Raw genomic sequence first — 20,414 nt, 5'->3', positions numbered from 1 at the left:
TATATTTTATCACTTATTGTAAGGGATAGCAGGGAACAAATTCAAAATAATGTAAATTCAAGCATAAAATAAAATAGATTTGAAAATTCAACAAAAGGTGTCTGACTATCTTTAAATTAAATCGAGGGAAAACACGGGAACGTATTAATTCTTGGTTTTTAAAGGAAGAAGTAGAACCGTCCCCATGCTTCATTTGGTAAGATCACGTATCTTCATCAGCTGATGAGCTTGTGCCGGTTGAGCAGATTTATTGGGAGGAGCTTTTCACAAGTGATTAAATATCATGATGTGCAAATTCTGACCAGAATTAAAACAGTATGTACACATAGCAGACATTGAAGCAGGGCATATCCCTGTTTATTTGTTGGCATAAATCTTGCATCTCTTCACAAGCGGGAGGGATGATGATGAATATTCAAGAGTCTAGAGCGCTTGTAACAGGCGGGGCTTCAGGTCTTGGTGAGGCAACGGTAAGGAAGATTGTTGAAAACGGAGGTCAGGCTGTGATTCTCGACCTTTCTGTGGAACAGGGGGATCGGCTTGTTAAAGAACTTGGTTCATCTGTTTCTTTTGTTAAAACAGATGTAACGAGTGAAGAGGAAGTCAAGGCAGCCGTTGCTTCAGCAGTAAATCGAATGGGTTCCGTTAATACAGTTGTCAATTGTGCCGGCATTGGTATAGCTGAAAAAGTGTTTGGAAAAAAGGGAACGCATAGTTTGGATCTTTTCACCAAAGTAATTTCCGTTAATCTGATTGGTACGTTTAACGTATGCCGTCTGGCAGCTGAGAGTGTGGTTAAAAATGTGGAAAATGCGGCAGGTGAAAGAGGCGTAATTATTAATACGGCTTCTGTTGCAGCATTTGAGGGGCAAATCGGCCAGGCTGCATACAGCGCTTCAAAAGGCGGAGTGGTTGGAATGACACTTCCTCTTGCAAGGGAGTTTGCTAGATTTGGTATACGTGTGATGACAATTGCACCGGGACTTTTCCATACACCGATGTTTGAAATGCTTCCGGAAGAAGCACGGACAGCACTTGGAAAAATGGTTCCGTTCCCGTCCAGGCTCGGTCTTCCAGAAGAGTATGCGCAGCTTGTACAAAGCATTGTTGAGAATACGATGCTGAATGGAGAAACGATACGTCTCGATGGAGCTATACGAATGCAGCCTAAATAAAAAATCAACAAAAATGAAGCTATTTTAAGAAGAAAGCTGACCAAAAGGAACATATTTTATGTCCTATATGGTGTCAGCTTTTATTTTTTTATCAAATTCAGCTTAATTTGCACACTTTTTTATAAGAGTTTTGATCTGAATAATGGTTATGGGGTGAAAATGAGGGTGAAGTGGGTGAAGTGGGTGAAACAGCTTGGTTCTGGGGTGTAACGCGGTGATCTAGGGGTGAAACGAAGTGTCAAACGGGTGTAACGGCCTTTCTAACGGGCGAACGTGTAATAAATAAAAGAACACGTGCCGTAAAAGCTCCTGGTTTGTTTAGTTAGAAAATTCAAAAAACATAACGAAAACTGTTAAAATAAGAATAGAGTGAAATGGAGGTGGATGAATGGAACTTAGAGAGATCATGACGGAAATGGACTTTGTGGTCACAGAGGAAATGTCTATGAATAAAGCGATGGAGCTGATGTATCAAAAAAAGTGGAACTTACTTCCTGTGACAGATGAGAAAAGACTGCCGGTTGGCGTTTTTACAAGGAGCAGTCTTTACCGGATGATTTCTGATGGCTGTCCATTATCAACATCTATTGAAAAGTACATAAATCACCATGTTGAAACGATTGAAATTCATACACCATTTGAACAAATTGAGAAGAGAGTAAAATCAAGCAAGGTTGGGACCGGGGTTGTTCTGAATGATGATGGGACAGTAGCTGGCATTTTAACCAAAACGGATATGGTGATGTCTCTGTTTAAATCGGTTAATTCCTTGCAGACGGTTAAAGCACTCAAAAAAACACTGGAAACGACACTTAAGTATGCGTATGACGGTATTATTATGGCGGATGAAAAGGAGCGTATTCAAATGGTAAGTCCGCCTTTTTTAGATTTGTTCAACCTTCAGCAAGACGAATTATTAAATAAACCCGTTGATAAAGTTTTGCCGAAGATTGATCTTAAAAAGGTGTATAAAACACAGACAGCAGAAGTCAGCGATATGATGGAGATCAACGGTATCAACTATATCGTCCAGCGGATACCTATCCTAGAAGATGGAAAGGTTATTGGCGCGATTGGAAAAGTCATGTTCAGGCAGCTGAATGAAGTCAGCGAACTGTTTAAAAAGCTGCAGCGGGCCGAAAGCAAAGCAAGCTTTTATCACCAGCAGTACAATGAGGCAGAATCTGCCCGATTTACATGGGAGCATATATGGAGTGTCAATTCGTATATGGAAAAGCTAAAGTCAAGTGCTGCAAAAGCTGCCAAAGGCCGTTCTACCGTCTTAATAAGGGGAGAAAGCGGAACAGGCAAGGAGCTTTTTGCCCATGCCCTTCATAACAGCAGTGCGAGAAGCAAAGGAAAGTTTGTCATTGTAAACTGTGCTGCGATACCAGAAGAACTGCTAGAATCGGAGTTTTTTGGATATGAGGAAGGCGCTTTTACTGGTGCCAGACAAAAGGGGAAGATCGGAAAGTTCGACCTTGCTAACGGGGGAACTCTTTTTCTCGATGAGATAGGCGACATGTCTGTTGCACTTCAGGCGAAGCTGTTAAGGGTGCTGCAGGAACGGGAGTTTTACCGGGTTGGCGGGACGAAGAAGATCCATGTTGATGTAAGGATTGTTGCAGCAACGAACCGTGATCTCGAGGAAATGGTGAAGAACGGGACATTCAGAGAAGACTTGTATTACCGTTTGAATGTGATTTCACTTCAAGTGCCACCGCTCAGGGAAAGACGTGAAGATATTCCTTATTTAACACAAAAACTGACTGAAGAACTGAACAAAATGCTGGGTACAACTATAACGGGGATGGAGAAGGATACTAAGGAGGCGCTCTTCCATTATCATTGGCCAGGTAATGTACGGGAATTAAAGAATATCCTAGAGCGAGCCATGACCTTTGCCGAGCATGGAAAGATTCAGCTTGAGGACCTGCCGGATTATATGTTAAAAGCAATGCCTGAAAAAAGACAAGATCGGTCGATTTCACTGGTTGAAAATGCAGAGCTTGAAACGATTAAAAAAGCGCTCTCTGAGATGAATGGAAACAAAGCCAAAGCTGCTAGAATGCTAGGGATTAGCCGATCAGGTTTATACGAAAAAATTAGAAAATATCAGCTTCAATAAGTGTTTTAAAGTGTCCATTTTCGGGACACTTTTTTATTTGCCTGTCAAACTATCAAACAATGTAATCCTGATAAACGTACAGCTTTTAATTATCTTGGTTTATCTTCATGTTGGCATAAATATTGCATATGAAGTAATGAACGAATGAATAGTGAGGAGGAAGGCACATGCATATTGGCGGTTTTCTGGCTCAGAACGCACGAAATTTTCCTGAAAGGTTTGCGGTTGATTGTGAAGGACGGACCTACACGTATGGAGAACTGAACAGGGCTGTAAACAGGCTGGCAAATGGATTAATTAGCTTAGGTGTTAAAAAAGGAGAGAAAGTTGCTCTCTTCATGAAGAATTCCGATTACTTTATGATTTCCTTTTTTGCCATCGCGAAAATTGGTGCCGTTGTGGTGCCGGTGAACTTTAGGCTGACGCCTGATGAAGTTCAGTATATATTCACTCAGTCCGATGCTGTCCTCGTATTGTGTGACAGTGAATTTGAAGACACTGTATACAAAGCAAGAAATGGAACAGACGTCCAAGCCATTATTTTCGGAAACACTGCTGGCCAAGGTAATCTCCTGTATAACAACATTCTTTCCCACAATGAAAACGAGCCGGATGTAGAAGTATTTGAACAGGATGATCTCGAAATTCTTTATACATCAGGAACGACAGGACGGCCAAAAGGTGCCCTGTTCGATCATAACAAGATTTTCAAAGTAAGCCTGACCATGCTCGTTAATATGGAGCTGAAAAAGGATGAACGCTTTCTGCACCTAGCCCCTCTTTTTCACTCAGCCCAGCTGAATTTATTTATGATCGCAGGCGTTATACTTGGCGGTAGGCACTATATCCATCGTGATTTTCATCCTGTAACAGCGCTTCAAGCTATCCAGGAACACAAAATAACACATCTGTTTGCTGTTCCTGCAATGTATAATTTCATGCTGCAAGTACCAAATGTAACGGAATATGATCTGTCATCGATCAGGCGCTGCGGTTATGGAGCGGCTCCGATGCCGCCTGAACTTGTCCGCAAGAGCATCACAGCTTTTAAAACAGACCAGTTTTATAATCTGTGCGGACTGACAGAAGCGGGACCAGGAGGCATTTTTCTTGATCCAGAAGGGCATGAGCTTCATCTGGGAAAGAGCGGCAAGGCCGGATTCCTTACAGAAGCGCGTGTAGTTTATGAAAACGGTGAGGATGTAAGTCCCGGTACAGTTGGGGAGTTCATCCTACGAGGTGAAACGATCATGAAGGAATATTATAAGAAGCCTGAAGAGACGAAAGCAGCTCTAAAGAATGGCTGGCTCTATACGGGTGATCTGGCGTCGATGGACGAAGAAGGATACATTACGCTTGTCGACCGGAAAAAAGACATGATTATTTCTGGTGGGGAAAATGTGTATTCAGCAGAGGTTGAAGTGATTCTGTATGAGCATCCTGCTATTCTTGATGCTGCCATCATCGGTTTACCGGATGAAGTGTGGGGAGAAGCCGTAACAGCTGTTGTAGTTCTGAAGGAAGGTGCTCTTTTAGATGAGCAGGAACTGATCAACTTCTGCCGTCAAAAGCTTGCCGGCTATAAAGTGCCGCGGCGAATATTTATCGAAAAGCAGCTTCCTCGCAATGCTTCCGGAAAAATTCTGAAATACCAGCTTCGTCAAAAAATGAATGCCCTTACTAATGAAGAGCATAGTGTGAAGTAATAACCTAAATAACATCAATGGAAAGAGGTTGCAGAAAATGAAGCGTTCTTTTTTGAATGATGATCATGAGATGTTCCGTAAATCATTAAGAAAGTTTTTAGAAAAAGAGGCTTATCCTTTTTATGATCAATGGGAAAAAGATCGGATAATCCCCCGTTCTTTTTGGACCAAAATGGGCGATCAAGGCTTTCTTTGCCCGGATGTTGAAGAAAAATATGGCGGGAGCGGTGTTGACTGGGGTTTTGCTGCTGTCATTAATGAAGAGCTCGAGCGAGTAGGCTCAGGTCTAATTGGAATCGGGCTTCATAATGATATTGTCGTACCATATATCACAGCCTACGGTACAGAAGAGCAAAAACAACGCTGGCTGCCGCGCTGTGTGACAGGAGAAATCATCACTGCGATTGCCATGACTGAGCCCGGAACAGGGTCTGATCTTGCGGGTATCAAAACAACTGCAAAGCTTGAAGGCAGCCATTACATCATTAACGGACAAAAGACATTTATAACGAACGGAATCCATGCAGATCTGGTCATTGTAGCTTGTAAAACAGATCTTCATGCAAAACCAAAACATAAGGGCGTAAGCTTATTTGTAGTTGAAAGAGATACACCCGGGTTTACAAGGGGAAGGAAACTGGATAAGGTCGGCCTTCATTGTCAGGATACAGCAGAACTTATTTTCGAGGGCTGCCGCGTTCATAAAGATAACCTTCTTGGTGAAGAAGGAAAAGGTTTCACATATTTGATGAAAAAACTGCAGCAGGAAAGGCTCGTAGTGGCGATTGGCGCACAGGCAGCAGCTGAGGAAATGTTTAAGCAGACCCTCAATTATGTAAAGAACAGAGAGGCTTTTGGCCGTCCTGTCAGTCAGTTTCAAAATACACAGTTCAAGCTAGCAGAGATGGCGACAGATATTGAGATGGGCAGGGCATTCCTTGATGCGCTTATCGCCGAGCATATGGCTGGCGAAAATATCGTAACAAAGGTGTCGATGGCTAAATGGAGGCTTACCGATACAGCAAAGCGGATTGCGGGGGAATGCATGCAGCTGCACGGCGGCTATGGGTATATGGAAGAATACGAGATTGCCAGAAGATACAGAGACATTCCGGTCGCAAGCATTTACGCCGGTACAAACGAAATTATGAAAGTTATTATTGCTAAAAACTTAGGTTTATAGAACGTCTTACACATAGAAAAGTGAGGGAGAAGAGATGAGAGAAGCTGTAATTGTAGAAGGAATAAGAACAGCAGTTGGAAGAAGAAATGGCGGTCTGAAGGATATCCGCCCGGATGATCTGGCAGCTATTGTTCTAAAGGAACTGGTAGATCGAACAGGCATAGATGCACATTTAATAGAAGATGTCATCTTAGGCTGTGTCACTCAATCAGGTGAACAGGCGGGGGATATTGCAAGAGTGTCCGCACTGATTGCGGGTCTGCCGATCGAGGTTCCTGGTACAACGATTGACCGCCAATGCGGTTCGAGTCAGCAGGCTGTACATTTTGCAGCCCAAGCGATTCTGTCCGGGGATATGGATGTTGTGATCGCAGGCGGTGTTGAGAGCATGTCCCGTGTGCCGATGGGATCGAATTATCAGGGAACGGGTTTCAGTCCGGCTCTAAAGGAACGTTATGAAGTGATTCATCAGGGATTGTCGGCGGAACGAATCGCTGAAAAATACGAGTTTACGAGAGAAGATCTCGACCGCTATTCACTCGAAAGCCATAAAAAAGCACTTCGTGCGCAAGCTGAAGGCTATTTTAATAGGGAGATCGTTCCTGTACAGCTTTCAGATGGAACGGTGTTTTCCAAGGATTCTGGACCGCGCGAGGAAACATCACTTGAAGCATTGGAAAGCTTGAAACCAGCTTTTATAGAAAATGGCGTCATCCATGCCGGAAATGCAAGCCAGATCAGTGATGGAACTGCCGCTATGCTCTTAATGAGCCGGGAAAAAGCAGAAGAACTCGGGCTTAAACCCCGGTTTAAAGTCCATACCCGTGTTGTGGTTGGATCGGATCCAACTCTCATGCTGACAGGTCCGATTCCAGCAACACAAAAAGCATTGGAAAAATCAGGTCTTACCATTGATGACATTGACATTTTTGAAGTGAATGAAGCCTTTGCATCTGTCACACTTGCGTGGTTAAAAGAGACAGGTGCCAATCCTAAGAAGCTCAACCCGAATGGCGGTGCGATTGCCCTAGGACACCCACTCGGCGGAAGTGGTGCCCGCTTAATGGTTACGTTAATGCATGAGCTTGAAAGGACTGGAGGAAGGTATGGGCTGCAAACGATGTGTGAAGGGCACGGAATGGCGAATGCCACAATTATAGAAAGGCTTGATTAGCTTAAAGGGTTAGTTTCAGCAGTGATGGATTTTATGCAAGGTAATTCGATTTTTATGAACGGTAATTTGAATTTTATCAACGGTAAAAATAAATTCATAGAAAGGAGGAAATCAACGACTTTCAAGAGCAACAAAATTTGCGAAAACAGCCTTTAGAAATAAGCTGAATCTAATGATAACGGAGGGATTAAGATGGGGACAACGATTGGCAGAATATTTGATTTGACCGTGCAAAAGTTTCCAAACAAAGAGGCGATTTATGATGTCAGGAAGAATCAGCGCTTATCCTACAGCGAATGGAACGTCCAGGTAAATAAACTGGCCAATGCACTCATGAAAGAAGGAGTGACAAAGGGTGACCGAGTTTCAACCTTTTTATTCAATACGGAAGAACTCGCTACTGCATTCCTTGCCTGCACAAAAATCGGGGCTGTCTTTAACCCCATCAACTTCCGTCTGACGGCTGAAGAAGTGGCGTTTATCCTTCATGATGCAGCCCCTAAGGTTGTACTCTTTGAAAAAGCTCTTGAGCCAACCGTAACTAGTATCAAGGATCGATTTACGAGAGCTTTATTTTGGCAGATTGACGGAGAGTATCCTGAATATGCGGCGAGCTATCATGAAAAAGTGTCGGGAGCCTCTTCAGAGCTGGCAGAATTACCTGTAGATGAAAATGACCTGTACGCCATCATGTATACCAGCGGGACGACGGGAAGACCTAAAGGGGTGCTCCACTCCCACCGTGAAATCGTAGAACAAAGTTTAATCGTTATAGGTGCAACGAAGCTTGATTCTTCTGATGCAGGACTTGTAACGGCGCCCATGTTTCATTGTGCGGAACTCCATTGCGCATTTTTACCAAGATTACACGTCGGAGCAAGCAATGTCATTCTTCATCAGTTTGATCCGAAAAAGGTGCTTAGCTTGATTGAAGAAGAGAAAATCACGAAATTTTTTGCAGCGCCCACCATGTGGAATATGCTCCTTCAAGAAGATTTGCAACAATTTGATATATCGAGTTTAAAGACCGGTTTGTATGGGGCAGCGCCAATGGCTCCTTCCCTTGTCCATGCTTGCCATGAACGACTAGGTCTAACGCTCGTCCAAGCATATGGAATGACCGAGATGGGTCCTGCTATTACGTTTCTTGGTGAACAAGATCAGCTCAGAAAAGCCGGATCGGCAGGACAGGCATGTCTTAATCATGAGATTCGCATTGTCCGCCCGAATGAAAATGGACCGTCTGACCCTAATGATGTTATGCCGCCTGGAGAAACCGGTGAGATCCTTGTCAAAGGTCCTTGCATGATGTCCGGTTACTTTCAAAGGGAAGAGGCGACGGAAAAAGCTTTATATAAGGGATGGTACCATTCAGGCGATATCGGCTACCTAGATGAAGAAGGGTACTTGTGGGTAAAGGACCGAGTTGATGACATGATTATTTCCGGCGGAGAAAACATATATCCAAGAGAGGTTGAAGATGTACTTCATGCCCATAAAGGGGTGCTTGATGCCGCTGTTGTCGGGCAGCCGGATGACCGCTGGGGCGAAACGGTAACAGCTTTTGTTGTAAAGAAGGATCATGCTGTAACAGAAGAAGACCTTGATGGATGGTGTAAAAGCAGTGATCAAATCGCCAATTATAAACGTCCGCGTAAGTACATTTTCTGTGAAGCTCTGCCAAGAAATGCGAGCGGCAAAATTCAAAAATTCGTACTCCGTAAACAATTAGAGGATCTGTTCATAACGAACAGGGGAGCATTGTAAGAAATGCTGAAGGAAAAAACAGAACACCTTTCAAGCAAGCTGCTGGAAGATGTCCGAGTTCTTGATTTCAGCCAGTACTTACCCGGGCCATTTGCAACATTAAGGCTTGCTGAAATGGGAGCAGAAGTTATTAAGGTGGAACCCCCTTCAGGCGACCCTGCCCGTACTACAGGTCCAAAAAGTAATGGAGAAGGAATTGGATTTAAGGCGAATAACCGGGGGAAAAAGGGTATCACATTGAACCTGAAACATGCATCAGGGAGGGAAATAGCCCTTCGTCTTATACAAGAAGCGGATGTACTTATTGAAAGTTTCCGTCCTGGCAAAATGGCAAAACTCGGTCTCAGTTTTGAAGAAGTATCCAAAGTAAATCCGAAAATCATCTACTGTTCCATATCCGGATATGGACAGGACGGCATTTTAAGCACTCTTGGCAGCCATGATATCAATTACATGGCACTCAGCGGGGCACTCGCTCAGCTTAAGGATGATCATGGCCGTCCAGTCCACCCATCTAATACGTTTGCAGACTTTATTGGAGGGATGGCAGCCAACGAAGGGATTTTAGCAGGACTCGTTTCCCGATCAATAACAGGCAAGGGGAGCTATCATTCTATCTCCATCACAGAGGTCATGGCTTCCTTTATGGTCAATCATGTTTTGATAGAAAAGGAAACCGGAACAAGAAACGGGTTCGGTGTATTAAACGGTAGTATTGTTTCTTATGCACTGTATGAGACAAAGGACGGCCGTTTTGTAAGTCTCGGAGCACTGGAATCAAAGTTCTGGAACAACTTTTGCCTGGGAGTAGATCGTCCGGATTGGATACCGCTGCAGTTTTCAAGAACTACGCCAGACTGTTCTATCTATAAGAAAATGATAGAACTCTTTAAGAGCAGAACAATGGATGAGTGGAGTAAGTTCGGTATGGATACGGACTGCTGTCTTGCTCCTGTTCTTGAGGGGCACGAAATCGCTAAGCACCCATATTTTTTAGAAAAAGAAGCCGTGCATGCAGGCGGTCAGGTTAAGATGCACAGCGGGCTGAGAACAGAAGATCTGCCGTCTGCACCAGAAAAGGGAGAACATACTGACGAAGTACTTAAAAAGTTGCTTCATATATCTGAAAGTGAGCTTTTGGCATGGAGAAGTACGGGTATTATATAAACAGGCTCTAAACAATATCATTAATATTTGTTACTTTAACCGTATCTTTTAAGGATATCGGTTATTTTTATTAAATTTTCAAATCCACTAAACTAATAATATAGACATGTCTATCATCACCACGATAAACTCATAAAAACCAGCCTTATCGAGTAAAATCACACTGCTAATGTTCAAAAATTATTTGTTACTATGAATTTCGTTTTGTATAAAAAGATTTACTTCGGTTTGTTTAAGTACGTCATTAAAACTCTTATTTAAATTGATATTCTATATATTTCAGATGAAAAAATGTAACGCACTTTGCCCTGGATGTGTAGATACTCCCCTTGTTCGCGGTCAATTAGAAGACTTGGCGAAAACAAAAAATGTATCTTTAGATAAAGTGCTTGAAGAAGTAATTTATCCGCTAGTTCCGCAAAAACGTCTTATGGAAGTAAGTGAAATTGCTGACTATGCTATGTTCTTATCCAGTGACAAAGCGAAGAGTGTAACAGGACAAGCAATTGTCATTGATGGCGGTTATACAGCTCAATAATTGATTTATTTAACCTCGGCAAACTTGTGCTGAGGTTTTTTTGTTTATATACACATGTTTACGAACCAATTGATAGGTAATAGTAAATAAGTAAATTATTTTTAAGGGGGCACGACATGAAAAGTGAGGTTTGGAAAAATCCTGTATTTTATGTGTCAGCTGCGGTCATCATGTTATTCGTTTTGATTGGAGCAGTCATGCCAAAAAAATTCGGGAAAGTTGCTGGTAAATTATTTGATTTTACCACGATCAATTTTGGTTGGTTCTATTTATTTTCTGTTTTCATTATTATTATTTTCTTAGTTGGACTCGCATTCAGCAAGTACGGTGCAATTCGTCTAGGAGGGGAAAATGAAAGCCCAGAATTCTCATTTTTCACATGGATCGGCATGCTATTTTCTGCCGGATTCGGTGCTGGTCTTGTATTTTGGGGAGTAGCAGAACCAATGAGTCATTTCTTTTCTCCGCCATTCTCTGCCGTTAAAGGACAAACAGAAGAAGCTGCTAGACTAGCTATGGGTTATTCTTTTTTCCATTGGGGAATCAGCCAATGGTCTGTTTTTGCGCTGGTTGGGCTTGTAATTGGTTTTTTGCAATTTAGAAAGCAAAAAGACGGACTCGTTTCTACTGCTTTAGAACCAGTAATTGGGAGCAGACGAGCTGTGAAAAATACCATTGATTCTTTTGCGGTTATTGCAACAGTAATGGGTATAGCAACATCCGTAGGACTTGGCGTTCTTCAAATGAACGGCGGATTAAATATCGTATTTAAAACGGGTAACTCCATTGGTATTCAGCTGACAATCATTCTGTTCATGTTTATAGCTTATATGCTTTCTTCCACAACAGGGTTAAAGAAAGGAATCAAATACTTAAGTAATTTGAATTTAGGTCTTGCGATTGGTCTTCTTTTATTTGTCTTTGCAGCAGGTCCGAAAGTCTTTATTCTAGAGTCCTTTACTTTGGCTATTGGAGATTATATTACCAACTTTGTTCAAAACAGTTTAAGAGTGCAGCCATATAAAGGTGGTACTTGGATCAGAGACTGGACAATTTTTTATTGGGCTTGGGTAATCGCATGGTCTCCATTTGTTGGAGCTTTTGTGGCGAGAGTTTCGAGAGGAAGAACGATAAGGGAATTTATTATAGGTGTCATGGTTATTCCCCCTGCAATTGCTTGTCTTTGGATTGCTACTTTCGGTGGAACAGCCCTATGGAATGACTTACATAACGGCACTCAAATTGCAGAAGCGGTGGATGCTGATTTAACTTCAGCTCTTTTTCAAGTGTACGAAGGCTTACCTATGACGGATATGCTATCAGTTATTTCACTTTTACTTATTTTTACTTTCCTAGTTACTTCGGCGGATTCAGCGACATATATTCTTGCAAGCATGACCTCGCATGGAAGCTTGAACCCGCCGCAGTTCGCAAAATTTGTATGGGGAATACTGATGGCTGCCATCGCAGCAGTTCTGCTGTATGCAGGAGGACTTGAAGCGCTGCAGACAGCTTCATTAATTGCAGCATTGCCTTTTATAGTTATTTTGCTGCTGCTCTTATTCTCAACCATAAAGCTTCTAAAAAGAGAGCCGCTTCCAATCCGAAAAGCTGATTTAAGACGTTTTAAAAGAATTGAAAAGCTGGCAAAGAAGAAAGAATAGAAGAATTTATTTTATGGCGAGTATAGAGATTATTCTATCTCGCTTCTATTTATATCAATTACCTACACTTTAAGAAACCTGGAAGCGATTACTTTAATAAGGCATATTTGCAGGAGGAATTTAAATTTGAAAATCTTAGCTATTACTTCATGCCCCAACGGAATAGCCCATACGTATATGGCCGCCGAAAATTTACAAAAAGCAGCTGATCAAATGGGAGTTGAAATAAAAATTGAAACACAAGGTTCCATCGGGGTGGAGAACGAATTAACAGATCAAGATATTCTAGAAGCAGATGGCATTATCATTGCCGCTGATAAAACTGTAGACAAAGAACGGTTTATCGGTAAAAAGGTATTGGTCACAGGTGTACAGGAGGGTATTCGTAAACCAGAGCAATTAATCAGGAAGTTGAAAAATGGTGATGTTCCTGTTTATAAAGCCGGCAGCAAAATAGACAACAATAAGAAAGAGAAGAAAGAGAATCCGATTTATCGCCATTTAATGAATGGTGTATCCTTTATGGTTCCTTTCATTGTAGTCGGTGGTCTGTTAATCGCGATTGCTTTAACGCTAGGGGGAGAAAAAACACCTGGAGGAATTGTGATTCCAGAGGACTCCTTTTGGAAAACGATAGAGCAGATTGGCGGTGCATCGTTTACTTTCATGGTTCCAATATTAGCAGGTTATATTGCCTACAGTATCGCTGATCGTCCTGGACTTGCTCCAGGTATCATTGGCGGGTTTATAGCGGCTAACGGAAGTTTTTACGGCAGTGAAGCGGGTGCTGGATTTCTTGGAGGAATAATCGCCGGTTTCCTGGCTGGTTATGTAGCGTTAGCTATCAAAAAAATAAATGTTCCAAAAGCGATTCAGCCAATTATGCCTATCATCATTATTCCGGTACTAGCATCATTAATTGTAGGATTAGCGTTTGTATTCCTAATTGGAGCTCCAGTTGCGGGTATATTTGAAGGCTTAACAGCGTGGCTGGCAGGTATGCAAGGGACGAGCTCATTGCTATTAGCACTAATCTTAGGTGCGATGATCTCGTTTGATATGGGGGGACCCGTAAATAAAGTTGCGTTCTTATTCGGATCAGCCATGATTGGTGAAGGAAACTATGAAATTATGGGTCCCATTGCAGTTGCAATCTGTATACCTCCTATTGGAATGGGTGTAGCTACATTATTGAACAAAAGAAAATTCCGGGCTGCAGAACGGGAAGCAGGAAAAGCAGCATTTACAATGGGGCTCTTCGGAATTACTGAAGGGGCTATTCCATTTGCAGCACAAGATCCTTTGCGTGTAATACCAAGTATTATGGCAGGATCTATGACAGGATCCGTTATTGCAATGCTTGGAAATGTCGGAGACCGGGTAGCACATGGCGGACCTATCGTTGCAGTGCTTGGAGCGGTAGATAATGTGCTAATGTTCTTTGTGGCTGTTATTGCTGGAGTATTTGTAACGGCCATTTTAGTTAACTTCTTAAAAAAAGATATAGAGACTGAAAATCAGTTAACTGTTGAAGAAACCAAAAATGTTCCACATGAAACAATTCAAAAAGAAACTTCAATCAATAAGCTGACAGATATTATGGATCTTGATCTAATTGATCTGGATTTAGAGGGTTCTACGAGGAATGAAGTCATTGAAGAGATGATAAACAAACTTGATTATTCAGGAACACTTTCATCAAAAGGAGAATTTAAACAAGCTATTGTAAGCCGTGAGAAAGAGAGTACAACAGGGATCGGTATGAATATAGCTATTCCTCATGGAAAATCAGAATCAGTTAAAACTCCAAGGGTTGTGTTTGGACTAAAACGTGATGGAGTAGACTGGAATAGTCTTGATGGATCTGCAGCTAAATTAATTTTTATGATAGCCGTTCCTAAACATAATGAAGGAAACGAACATTTAAAAATTCTTCAGATGCTTTCTCGTAAGCTGATGGATGAAAACTATCGAGAACAATTATTAGCCGTTCAGACAAAAGAGGAAGCTTATAAGCTTTTAGAAAATATTAATTAGTAAAAGAAGGTGATAAAAGGTCACCTTCTTTTTCTATTCATTACTTAGGCATTTTATAGGTGTTCTTATCTATCTTGTAATAAACGAATATATTGTATCCATTTTAACGTATGATGGCCGTAATCTCATTTCACAAAAATCTGCTTATTTTGACATGAATCTGTCAGTCGACACAGATTTCTATTCATTTATTTATATATGTTCCTCCTGAGAAAGTACTGCATCTGCTAATGAGTAGACGATTGCATCATCTGTCGGAGGATTATGAAGTCCTGCACGCACATCACGAAAATGCCTTTGCAGCGGGTTGGAAGCAGAAAGACTTCTAGCCCCGACGATCTTCATCGCTAAATCAACTACTTTGTTCGCACTGTTCGTCGCAATATGCTTAACAGCAGCAAGCTCTGAAGCCATATTTATTCGCTGCTCTGGCTGATCGACCCATTTCCTTGCAACAGCATATAACACCTGGCGTGCATTAAAAAGTTCCAGTTCAATCTTTCCAATTTTCCTTCTCACTTCCGGGACTTCTATTATTGGACCTGGCAGGGTGCTCGGACTGTATTCTGAAGCGAATTTTATCGCATAATTCTTTGCAGCGGCGGCAATCCCAATATAAACGGCAGGTACTTGAAGATACCATCCTCTTGTTGTGGCTGAACGGCCATCTTCTACAAATAAGAGGTCTTCTTCATCAACAAGTACATCTTCTAGTACAAGGTCATCACTTTTAGTACCTCTCATAGATATACTGTCCCAGGTTTCTTTTACAGAAACACCCTCTCGTTTATGATCAACTAAAATAAAACCCTTTTTACCGGTGTGATTAAGATCTGCTGTAATAATGGAATAATCGAGAGCTTCAGCCATAGAAGTAAATGCTTTAATTCCGTTCAAACGCCAGCCGTTTTCTTCTTTTTTGGCAATTGTGCCTGGGGTTCCGCCTCTTGAAGGACTTCCAGTAGCTCGCTCTGTCTGAGCCAAATTAAAGAGTAACCTTTCCTGAACAATTAATGAGCTGACCTTTTCAAAAGCTGAACCTTGCCAATGCCTGTTTTCAGCCGCTTCAAGCATTACACCTAAGTGCCATCCCAAAGATAGAGCAGTAGGGGCATCGCCTTGAGCTAAAATTTCTTGGACTTGTAAATATTCAAGAAGGTTGAGGCCTTGGCCGCCAAACTCTTTTGGTATCGTCAGAGATAGGAAGTTCATTTTTTTTAGATCCGCAAAATTTTCATAAGGGAATATCCCTTCTGAATCAATCACATCGGCTCTTCTGCTGAAAACTTCTTTTAGCTCTTCTGCTTGTTTTAAGATTTCTTTTACGTTTGTTTGTATCTTATCTTGTTCTGTTTCCACATAAGTTCTTGACATGAAATTTTCCTCCTGCAATTATTTTTCAGAGGACATAAAAAAATCCTCCTTTCAAAATGACGAAAGAGGACGTTGTTAAAGAACTCTTTCTCATCTCTCAGACATAGCATGTCTGCTGGAATTAGCACCTTTCTTATCTAGTAAAGATAAGCGGTTGCTGCAGGATCATAGGACCAGTTCCTCCCCTGACTCGTGATAAGAATAATAGATTATAAATTTTAATTGTCATCACTATAAGATACTAGGTAGTATATTGTCAATGAAAAACTGAAAACTTAAAATTTTTATATTATTTTGGGAAAGTGCGTTGACAGGCTATTTTTATTCCTGTATATTCTGTTGATAAATTGAATACTATCGATTTCTTATCGAGAGAGGTGGAGGGACTGGCCCTTTGAAGCCTCGGCAACAACTATTTTAGAACTGTGCCAATTCCAGCAAGCTTACAAGCTTGATAGATAAGGAGAGATCAAATGCGTTTTTTCCATTTCACGTATTTTATTAACCTCTTCTTATTCATGAAGAGGTTTTTATTTTTTCTCTTGGGAGCGGTACAAAAAATTCAAACGTTACGGAGGAAATCATTTTGAGTAAAGAAATTTTGTTAAACGCATTTGAGATGACAAGTGCCATGCATAACTCTCATGGACTTTGGAAGCACCCGGAAAATAAACGGCATAAGGGTTATAAAGACTTAGATTATTGGATTGATTATGCCAAGCTGCTGGAGAAAGGGAAGTTTGATGCCATATTTTTTGCAGATGTTCTAGGTGTCTATGACGTTTATCAAAAGAGTAAAGCCCCTTCAATCAGGGATGGACTGCAGGTTCCGTTAAATGATCCCGCTTTGCTTATCTCAGCGATGGCTAGTGTAACTGAAAATTTATCGTTTGCAATTACGGTTAGTACCACATATGAACAGCCTTTTGGAAATGCACGCCGTTTTTCTACACTCGATCATTTAACGAAAGGAAGGATTGCCTGGAATGTCGTTACTTCCTATCTTCCTAATGCAGCCAGAAATTTTGGCCTGGAGGATATGATTAAACACGATGAGCGTTATAACATTGCTGATGAGTATCTAGAAGTGTCTTATAAACTTTGGGAAAACAGCTGGGAAGATGGTGCGGTTGTTGAAGATATCGGGACGGACACTCTAGTCGATCCTGAAAAAGTACATGAGATTAACCACGAAGGACAGTATTTTAAAGTGGAGGGACCTCATTTAAGCGAGCCATCCCTCCAAAGAACACCTGTTATTTATCAGGCAGGCACCTCAGAAAGAGGGCGTGATTTTGCGGCAAAACATGCTGAGTGTATTTTTGTGGGAGGTCCAACAGCAAAAAGAATTCGCTTCTATGCAGATGATATTAGAGAGCGAGCGAAAAAACATGGACGGAACCCTGAAGATATAAAAATCTTTTCTTTCCTAAATGTTGTAGTTGGAGAAACGACAGAGGAAGCAGAGCAGAAGTTTGAGGAATATTCAAAGGTTTGGAGCTCTGATGCTGCAAAAGCACAGTATGGTGCAAGCGGATATGATATTGCTGAATACGAAGAACTTGATCCTGGCCTTCCATTTGAATATACAAAGTCTACGGAAGGCGGTCATTACAAAGCTGCCACACTTACAAAGGATGCACCAAAAAAACTTACTGTAGGAGAAGTGCTTAACCGGTTTGAGTCACCTGACAGGGGAAGCTATATTGTTGGCAGTCCAGAACAAGTAGCAGACGGGATTCAAGCTCAGTTTGAGGAGTCTGGTGTTGATGGATTTAACTTAAATCACCTTGTAACTCCGGGTGATCTGGAAGCTTTTGTGGAAATGGTCGTACCGGTACTTCAAGAAAGAGGACTGTATAAAAAAGAGTACAGCAAAGGAACGTTGAGGGAAAAATTATTTCCGCATGGAGAGAGCTTATTGCCAAGTGACCATCCAGCAGCAAAGTATCGAAGAGTTCTAGCGGAAACTAACCAATAGAAAAGGAGTGGAGATAAGAATGAAAAAAATAACTCGTTTAATCATAGGGCTCACAGCCATCATAGCTTTAGCTGGATGTGGAGCTTCAGGAGAAGGGGAAAAGAAGGATATCACACTCGGAGCTACCGTTCCATATAGCGATATGCTTGAAAAAGGCGTTAAGCCATATTTAGAGAAAAAGGGATACAAAGTCGAGGTTAAGGAATTCAATGACTATGTACAGCCGAATATATCACTTAAAAGCGGTTCGCTGGATGCAAATCTGTTTCAGCATAAGGTGTATATGGACGCTTTTTCAAAAGAAAATAATATGAAATTATCAAGTGTAGTGACGGTTCCAACAGCACCTATCGGCATATACTCCAACAAATTTAAATCGCTCGAAGAAATCAAGCCTGGGAGCACGGTCGCACTAGCAAATGACCCAACAAATCTAGCTCGCGGTTTAACGGTTTTAAGAGATAACGGATTAATTGAGATTGACGGTAAAGCAAATCCGCTGCGAGTATCAGAAAAAGACGTCATAAAAAATCCGAAGAAGCTTAAATTTCAGCCAGTAGAGGCGGCTCAAACTCCCCGAACATTGGAATCTGTTGATTTAGCCGCGGTCAATGGAAACTTTGCGATCTCATCAGGTTTAAACTTAGAGGACGCCATTGTAAAGGACAAGCTTCCAGAAGATATCATTAATCGAATCGTTGTTTTAGAAGAAGATAAGAATTCAAAGTTGGCTAAAGATCTTAAAGCAGCTGTTGAATCTGAAGAATTTAAAAAAGTGATCAATAGTGAGTTTGAACAATTCCATAAACCTGAATGGATGAATAAGAAAACTGCTTCAAAATAATTTTCTCTTTTTATTCTTTGTTGGTATTAGAAGTGGTTGATTTCCGCGAGGGGTAAGGTGAGCTAGCTTCTGAGCCTGTGGATTCTCACCTGTCACGCTGCTCCCGCAGGAGTCTCGCACCTTGCGCTCCAATCAACTTGTAAAACAGACAAGCTGGCTTAACATAACGAGCCAGCTTTAAATATTAAACAGCACATAAAAAAAGCAGACCCAACGATTAACATGGATCTGCTAATTTATAAAATTACATGGTTAACCCTGTGACGGTGGTATACTTAGTTTTATTACATAAAGAGAACGAGTATTATTTTACTGATTTGAACCTGTAAGATTTTTTTGGATGACGATACTTGAGCCGTTGTTTAAAAACTTTCCTCATCTACATTGCCATAAACCACTTGAATGCCCTGTTTCAATAGATGGTTTTCGAAGACTGGAAGAAAAGAGTCGGCGATCCCTTTTCCTAGCTGCTTTGTATCCAGCACCCCATAATCTACAAAAATCATATTACCTAATCTAAAGCGGTAACTAACAAAGCCTGCGATCCTATCGAGAGAACATAAAACCTCTCTCTTTTCTATTTTATTTTACGCAAGCTTGTCTAAATGGTTTGGAAAAACACTGAATTTTTTTTAATGGGCTGCGTACAATTTCTATTACTTGCCGATAGGAATTATAGTTTATAATTTAGAAACAGGTTTATGGAGAAAGGGAAAGAGGAAATTCGATGATTTTTAACAAAGAGCAGCGAAAGCATATCTTTAAAGTACTGGAATACATAGATGAACATTTAGAAGATTCACTCACTCTTGAAAGGCTGTCGGCGATCTCAACATACTCTCCTTTTCATTTTCAAAGAATGTTTAAAAGTATTGTTGGTGAAACTCCATCTGCTTATGTGAAACGGAATCGTTTGGAGAATGCGGCACATCTTTTAATATATGAACCTCATATTCCTGTCACCCAAGTTGCATTAATGTGCGGTTTCTCTTCTTTGTCGTATTTTACATATTCCTTTCAGTCTTATTTTAAAACGAACCCAAAGAAATGGAGAGAAGGCGCCTATTTAGAACGTTTTCCCCGTGAGTATGAGGATGATAGCAAGAATTCTAAACAAGTAAGCAAAATGACGAAAGTGATCAAAGAGAATACCCGCTATAATAAATTCAAATGGCTGGACTTAGCTAAGGTTGAAACACGTGTTTTGCCAAAATGTAAAACAGTAAAAAATCAAATAATAGGTTCTTATACGAAAGGGATTCCTGCAGCGTGGGAAGAGGTCTTTCGCTGGTGTGATTCAAGGGAACTTCTTGATGAAGGTGCAATATTCCTAGGGATTCCAAGAAATAATCCATATATAACTCCACCTGAAAAGAGCAGGTATGATTGTCATATTGCGATCCCTGAAGGATGTGGAGTAGAAAGTGAAGAGGATACTTTTATTTTTTATGGCGGAAAACACGTTGTTTATGAGTTTGAAGAACCTGTAGATTACAGTAGAAGAAGCATGTTAATTGAATGTTATTCTGAATTGTACAGCTATTGGCTCCCTAAAAGCGGTTATAAATATTTAAGTAACCCGGTTGAACTTATAAGCATAGTCCCAAATAAGAACTCTTTAACACTTGAGTGCAAAATAAAAGCTATTGCCCTAGCCATTGAACCAAAATAAAAAG

General features: G+C 41.1%; 14 protein-coding genes, 1 pseudogene and 2 riboswitches. Of the genes and pseudogenes, 13 read left to right on the top strand and 2 right to left on the bottom strand.

What is annotated here, in order from left to right; translation table 11 throughout:
• Positions 1-407: 407 nt before the first annotated feature.
• The 10 genes and pseudogenes from ABE41_RS20145 to ABE41_RS20100 all read left to right on the top strand — a co-directional run bounded on the left by ABE41_RS20145 (position 408) and on the right by ABE41_RS20100 (position 14,539).
• Positions 408-1,175: a 3-hydroxyacyl-CoA dehydrogenase gene (locus ABE41_RS20145; RefSeq protein WP_066294344.1), complete on the top strand. Its 768-nt coding sequence runs from the start codon at positions 408-410 to the stop codon at positions 1,173-1,175.
• Positions 1,176-1,563: 388 nt separating this feature from the next.
• Positions 1,564-3,303, top strand: coding sequence for a sigma 54-interacting transcriptional regulator (locus ABE41_RS20140; RefSeq protein WP_066294342.1), 1,740 nt, complete (start codon positions 1,564-1,566; stop codon positions 3,301-3,303).
• A gap of 167 nt (positions 3,304-3,470) precedes the next feature.
• On the top strand, positions 3,471-5,009 hold the full coding sequence (locus tag ABE41_RS20135; protein ID WP_066294340.1) for an acyl-CoA synthetase: 1,539 nt from the start codon (positions 3,471-3,473) through the stop codon (positions 5,007-5,009).
• A gap of 37 nt (positions 5,010-5,046) precedes the next feature.
• Entirely contained in the window at positions 5,047-6,192 is a 1,146-nt protein-coding gene (locus tag ABE41_RS20130; protein ID WP_066294337.1) for an acyl-CoA dehydrogenase family protein, read from the top strand.
• A gap of 34 nt (positions 6,193-6,226) precedes the next feature.
• A complete protein-coding gene (locus tag ABE41_RS20125; RefSeq protein WP_066294331.1) occupies positions 6,227-7,366 on the top strand; it encodes a thiolase family protein in 1,140 nt (379 codons plus the stop codon).
• Positions 7,367-7,558: 192 nt separating this feature from the next.
• Positions 7,559-9,133, top strand: a complete 1,575-nt coding sequence (locus tag ABE41_RS20120) for a fatty acid--CoA ligase (protein WP_066294330.1) — start codon at positions 7,559-7,561, stop codon at positions 9,131-9,133.
• 3 nt (positions 9,134-9,136) lie between these two features.
• Positions 9,137-10,300, top strand: coding sequence for a CaiB/BaiF CoA transferase family protein (locus ABE41_RS20115; protein ID WP_437435456.1), 1,164 nt, complete (start codon positions 9,137-9,139; stop codon positions 10,298-10,300).
• Between the two features lie 295 nt (positions 10,301-10,595).
• A pseudogene (locus ABE41_RS20110) lies at positions 10,596-10,838 on the top strand (SDR family oxidoreductase); the annotation flags it as partial.
• 116 nt (positions 10,839-10,954) lie between these two features.
• Positions 10,955-12,502: a BCCT family transporter gene (locus ABE41_RS20105; RefSeq protein WP_066294329.1), complete on the top strand. Its 1,548-nt coding sequence runs from the start codon at positions 10,955-10,957 to the stop codon at positions 12,500-12,502.
• Positions 12,503-12,628: 126 nt separating this feature from the next.
• A complete protein-coding gene (locus ABE41_RS20100) occupies positions 12,629-14,539 on the top strand; it encodes a PTS fructose transporter subunit IIABC (RefSeq protein WP_066294328.1) in 1,911 nt (636 codons plus the stop codon).
• 192 nt (positions 14,540-14,731) lie between these two features.
• Here ABE41_RS20100 and ABE41_RS20095 read toward each other — a convergent pair whose 3' ends face one another.
• Positions 14,732-15,913, bottom strand: coding sequence for an acyl-CoA dehydrogenase family protein (locus tag ABE41_RS20095; protein ID WP_066294324.1), 1,182 nt, complete (start codon positions 15,911-15,913; stop codon positions 14,732-14,734).
• Positions 15,914-16,000: 87 nt separating this feature from the next.
• Positions 16,001-16,115, bottom strand: a riboswitch (SAM riboswitch).
• A gap of 160 nt (positions 16,116-16,275) precedes the next feature.
• Positions 16,276-16,378, top strand: a riboswitch (SAM riboswitch).
• Between the two features lie 121 nt (positions 16,379-16,499).
• Between ABE41_RS20095 and ABE41_RS20090 the strand changes: the two genes are divergently transcribed.
• Positions 16,500-17,894: an LLM class flavin-dependent oxidoreductase gene (locus tag ABE41_RS20090; RefSeq protein ID WP_066294321.1), complete on the top strand. Its 1,395-nt coding sequence runs from the start codon at positions 16,500-16,502 to the stop codon at positions 17,892-17,894.
• 19 nt (positions 17,895-17,913) lie between these two features.
• On the top strand, positions 17,914-18,738 hold the full coding sequence (locus ABE41_RS20085; RefSeq protein WP_066294318.1) for a MetQ/NlpA family ABC transporter substrate-binding protein: 825 nt from the start codon (positions 17,914-17,916) through the stop codon (positions 18,736-18,738).
• Positions 18,739-19,100: 362 nt separating this feature from the next.
• Here the strand turns inward: ABE41_RS20085 and ABE41_RS21180 are convergent, their stop codons facing one another.
• Positions 19,101-19,244: a hypothetical protein gene (locus ABE41_RS21180; protein ID WP_156774323.1), complete on the bottom strand. Its 144-nt coding sequence runs from the start codon at positions 19,242-19,244 to the stop codon at positions 19,101-19,103.
• A 221-nt stretch (positions 19,245-19,465) separates the two neighbouring features.
• Between ABE41_RS21180 and ABE41_RS20080 the strand changes: the two genes are divergently transcribed.
• Positions 19,466-20,410 carry an AraC family transcriptional regulator gene (locus ABE41_RS20080; RefSeq protein WP_066294315.1) on the top strand — a complete coding sequence of 315 codons (945 nt, stop codon included), beginning with the start codon at positions 19,466-19,468 and terminating at the stop codon, positions 20,408-20,410.
• Positions 20,411-20,414: the final 4 nt, after the last annotated feature.

This window comes from Fictibacillus arsenicus, from assembly GCF_001642935.1.
GTDB classification, from domain to species: Bacteria; Bacillota; Bacilli; order Bacillales; family Fictibacillaceae; genus Fictibacillus; species Fictibacillus arsenicus_B.
This window is presented reverse-complemented; position numbering and strand designations above follow the sequence as displayed.

Coding starts and splice junctions, on each gene's coding strand:
- ABE41_RS20145 (WP_066294344.1), top strand. CDS start 408: ATGAATATTCAAGAGTCTAGAGCGCTTGTAACAGGCGGGGCTTCAGGT.
- ABE41_RS20140 (WP_066294342.1), top strand. CDS start 1,564: ATGGAACTTAGAGAGATCATGACGGAAATGGACTTTGTGGTCACAGAG.
- ABE41_RS20135 (WP_066294340.1), top strand. CDS start 3,471: ATGCATATTGGCGGTTTTCTGGCTCAGAACGCACGAAATTTTCCTGAA.
- ABE41_RS20130 (WP_066294337.1), top strand. CDS start 5,047: ATGAAGCGTTCTTTTTTGAATGATGATCATGAGATGTTCCGTAAATCA.
- ABE41_RS20125 (WP_066294331.1), top strand. CDS start 6,227: ATGAGAGAAGCTGTAATTGTAGAAGGAATAAGAACAGCAGTTGGAAGA.
- ABE41_RS20120 (WP_066294330.1), top strand. CDS start 7,559: ATGGGGACAACGATTGGCAGAATATTTGATTTGACCGTGCAAAAGTTT.
- ABE41_RS20115 (WP_437435456.1), top strand. CDS start 9,137: ATGCTGAAGGAAAAAACAGAACACCTTTCAAGCAAGCTGCTGGAAGAT.
- ABE41_RS20105 (WP_066294329.1), top strand. CDS start 10,955: ATGAAAAGTGAGGTTTGGAAAAATCCTGTATTTTATGTGTCAGCTGCG.
- ABE41_RS20095 (WP_066294324.1), bottom strand. CDS start 15,913: ATGTCAAGAACTTATGTGGAAACAGAACAAGATAAGATACAAACAAAC.
- ABE41_RS20085 (WP_066294318.1), top strand. CDS start 17,914: ATGAAAAAAATAACTCGTTTAATCATAGGGCTCACAGCCATCATAGCT.
- ABE41_RS21180 (WP_156774323.1), bottom strand. CDS start 19,244: ATGATTTTTGTAGATTATGGGGTGCTGGATACAAAGCAGCTAGGAAAA.
- ABE41_RS20080 (WP_066294315.1), top strand. CDS start 19,466: ATGATTTTTAACAAAGAGCAGCGAAAGCATATCTTTAAAGTACTGGAA.